The organism is Alicyclobacillus sp. SP_1 (assembly GCF_024706985.1).
Lineage (GTDB): Bacteria > Bacillota > Bacilli > Alicyclobacillales > Alicyclobacillaceae > Alicyclobacillus_I.
This window is the reverse complement of sequence record NZ_JAMCCX010000071.1, coordinates 1-3,043: the sequence shown is the minus strand read 5'-3', so window position 1 is coordinate 3,043 and position 3,043 is coordinate 1. Positions and strand designations below refer to the sequence as shown.

The window sequence follows — 3,043 nt, the reverse complement described above, 5'->3', positions numbered from 1 at the left end:
AGCCACCGTGAGAGCCTGCGAGAGTGCAAAGGTATAGACTTTTAGAACCCCCTGGCTTTAGCCATGGGGAGGTTCAGAACGTAAAAGTGGGTACCGAGAAGTGCTCGAAGCATGGTTAAAGTTCGACCTTGCAGCACGCTTAGTCTGGCATGGCGGGCAAGATGTGTACGGGGGCGGCAAACGTGACGTTGCCACTTTGTATGAGTATTGGGTGTTCTTTCAGCTGTTGGATTTGGTTAAGCTGGAGTTCAATCTAGATATTCCATCGGTGGATGAACTAATTGAAACCACAAAAGATGGGTTCGGACTAAAATTAAGGTCGGGTAAAAAACTCGAAGTCGAAGGCAATTACGCCAGCGCAACTCGTCCCCTACGGGTCAGGTTTAGTTACAATCGAACCTTCGTGAGACATGGTAACGAAAACGACTCGACAAGTTACCCCTACCCTGGATCATGGACTCGTCGGATGCGCCCGGATTACACCTTCAGTTTTTGGCCAGAAGCACTCACCGAGGCACAGGCAGAACGTCAGGAACTGATCGTTCATATCCACTTTGACGCTAAATATCGAGTGGACAACATTGAAGGGCTGTTTGGCGCGGATACAGACGACGAAGTCAACGAGGAAAAAAGCGCTCAACGTAATAATGGAACATACAAAAGAGCCGATTTGCTAAAGATGCATGCGTATAGAGATGCTATTCGAAGAACGCAAGGGGCTTACATTCTGTACCCCGGAACCGAGGATTATAGGTGGAACGGGTTTCACGAGGTATTACCCAGTATAGGAGCGTTCTCTCTTCGTCCGGGAGACGAGAATGAAGGAGTACAGCACATCCACAGTTTTCTAAAAGACGTGTTGGATCATTTAAGCGACCGAGTGTCTAGACGGGAGAAGCAGAGTTTCCACACGTTTATGATTCAGGAAAAGCCGTCAGCTTATGCTTTGAAAGCAAATATTCCGGAAACAGAAGGAACCCGGAGAGCGTTGCCTCCTGATGAACATCACATAGTTGTATGTGGGTTTACTGATTTGGATCAATTTGAGACAATCACGCGTACGCATACCTACTATCTGAAATGTAGCGAACTTGATGGTGAGTTTCAGATCAACCCTTATGTGTTTTTTGCCAAGCATATCCTATTGTTGGGGTTCAGCGATGAGAAGGCACAGGGTCTGTGGAAAGTTACAGCGCCTAAACCCAAATTTGTCGTGGGTAGTAAACTCGAAGGACGCCCCGACAGCGATGGTATGTACCTTGCGATAGAAATTGAAAAAGACGAGCGTTTTGATCACCTTAGTTGGGACCGTGCTAGAATGTGCGTTTCCGAGGGAGAATTCGAACCGCGGGTTATGACATTAGCCGACTTAATGCATTCGCAGAATGAGACAAGTTGATACTGTACCATAAGGCAGGCCGTTCTACAAAGGAGAAGCCACCGCACTAGACAACCGTTAGGACAGAGCGTAGGATAGCCTGTGTAATGCGTTAAGAGAACGGTTTGGCATACGATATGGTTCATCCTCCGGGTTTCCTAAACCGCGTCTTGTGGGGATTCGCGTCCCGCCGGGTGCGCCGGAAAGACTATGATGTCGGAAGATTTATCCAAAACTGCTGTTGACACCGAACTGCGGTTGCAATATGATGGGGATGTATAAAATCCCCATAAAAAATCCCTGTCATTGCATGTTAGCAGGAATTAGCTTATCTATCCTAGCTATTTTAGTGAGGATGAGTGAAGCACGTGGGTGGAGTATACAGTATTTGTCCTATCACGATACTGTATGGGTTGTAAAGGAGATAAACATAGAGTAGCGAACGCGAAGAAATGTTTATCAGAGTAACTAACCGACTCCAGCGCATCCCCTAAAACGCGCCGTGCTTAATTTTAGTGGTGGCCCATGAAGTTCTGTGTTGGTTGATTCTCTGGCAACGGATTTTGGAGTTCAGAGAGGGATAAATACAGATTGGGAACAAAGGCTGACCCGTGTGGGGATCAAGCGGGAACAAAGCCAAATTATCCGAAGAAGCGATGCATGATGCATTCAACATCGTGGAGTAGGAGAACCAGTGTTTATATGGCTGGAATCACCAAGGTATTTTGTTCCACCGTCACGGTTCACAGTCAAAATTTAGAGCTCTTGTGGCCGAACAAATGACCTCCAATGTAGTTAACTCAACTTTCGCAGACCAAAACCGGCAAATATGCCTTGATATAGTTAGGCAAACCGTCGATCCACCTCTGTAGTTGACTGCTGATCAGTTTAGAGATACGCTTTCCAACCTGTTTTGCAATGTCGTTTACAATATCGACCAATTGACTTAGCGCAACAGCCCAATCCAGTTCCCCGACTTCGTCACATAGCGCCAAGAACAGGTAAAGTGGCCCCACGTGTCAAGACATTTTTTTGCCCTTTGCTAAGCTATAACTAGGTAAGTCTGTCAAGGTACGCTTTCCAGCCTTGACGGACGGCTGATCACCTCCCACACTGGGTTCGGTGTTCGAAGCCACATACTTGTGGGTTCGAACCTAATGACGATTCTGTGCTGTCTTTTAGGCCGTCGCCAAATGGGATAGACACTTTGTTTTTACGGGAATGGGATCGGATGGCTTCATTCCTTCCAGATAGATTTCCGCTGGCGTATGGTATCGCAGCGATTGATGAGGGCGTTCGTGATTATACCGTTGTATAAACCAACCAATCTCCATCCTCGCTTCACGCGGGCTGGCATATTCCTTGGTATAGACCTCTTCGTACTTGAGCGTCCGCCAGAACCGCTCCGTGAAAATGTTATCTAGCGCCCGCCCCTTTCCATCCATACTGATCTGCACGCCTGCCTCCTTCAGCAGTTCCGTGTATCGAGGACTCGTGAAATGGCTTCCCTGGTCGCTGTTCATGATCTCCGGCTGTGCCTTCTCCAGCGCCTCTTTTGTCGCTTCCACAACAAACTCGATCTCCAGCGTTTGCTCCAGTCTCCAGCTCACGATGTAACGGGAGAACCAGTCGATGACAGCTACCAAATACATCCATCCATGCTTG

Annotated in this window: 2 protein-coding genes and 1 pseudogene; 1 reads left to right on the top strand and 2 read right to left on the bottom strand. The window is 47.7% G+C overall.

Annotation, left to right across the window (positions count from 1 at the left end; all coding sequences use genetic code 11):
• Window positions 1-100 precede the first annotated feature (100 nt).
• Complete coding sequence (locus M4I36_RS14080) at window positions 101-1,399, top strand: nuclease domain-containing protein (RefSeq protein WP_258112387.1); 1,299 nt, start codon at window positions 101-103, stop codon at window positions 1,397-1,399.
• 779 nt (window positions 1,400-2,178) lie between these two features.
• Here M4I36_RS14080 and M4I36_RS16995 read toward each other — a convergent pair.
• Together M4I36_RS16995 and M4I36_RS14070 are read right to left on the bottom strand one after the other, a co-directional pair.
• Window positions 2,179-2,379, bottom strand: a pseudogene (locus M4I36_RS16995) (IS4 family transposase); the annotation flags it as partial.
• A 177-nt stretch (window positions 2,380-2,556) separates the two neighbouring features.
• The coding region (locus M4I36_RS14070) for an IS3 family transposase (protein ID WP_258112386.1) at window positions 2,557-3,043 on the bottom strand (487 nt) is incomplete at its 5' end.